1 protein-coding gene is annotated in these 344 nt (G+C 45.9%); it reads right to left on the bottom strand.

Going from position 1 to position 344, the window contains the following annotated elements; genetic code table 11:
• Positions 1-114: 114 nt before the first annotated feature.
• The coding region (locus GHO32_RS26585) for a hypothetical protein (RefSeq protein WP_178113959.1) at positions 115-344 on the bottom strand (230 nt) is incomplete at its 5' end.

The raw sequence follows: 344 nt of genomic DNA, 5'->3' as shown, positions 1-344 counted from the left end.
TTTTGGAAGCGGGATTGTTTCGCTTAGCAAGCTCAGAAAATTAACTGACTGTTGCACTTGCTCCTTGAGACCGCCCTTCCACTGGTTGTTGAGGTGATATCGACTTGGAATTGTTCATTGCAAAGGCTCCAATGCCATGACATCAATCCCCAACAAAGGCATTTCTACGCTCGAATCGAAATGCTGCTTTGCCGAGATAAAGCGTCCACCTTCGACAGGATTGAAACGAATACGGTAATTACGCCGAACCAATTGCCCATCGTCATCCAAAGACTGCAGCTCAAGCTCAATCAATAACTCCTCAGAAATATTGCCGATACTGCGTTCAGGATTGCGTGGATAAG

The sequence above is a fragment of the Pseudomonas sp. FSL R10-2189 genome (assembly GCF_009600325.1).
Lineage (GTDB): Bacteria > Pseudomonadota > Gammaproteobacteria > Pseudomonadales > Pseudomonadaceae > Aquipseudomonas > Aquipseudomonas helleri.
The sequence above is the reverse complement of the archived record's forward strand: the minus strand, read 5'-3'. Positions and strand labels throughout refer to the sequence as shown.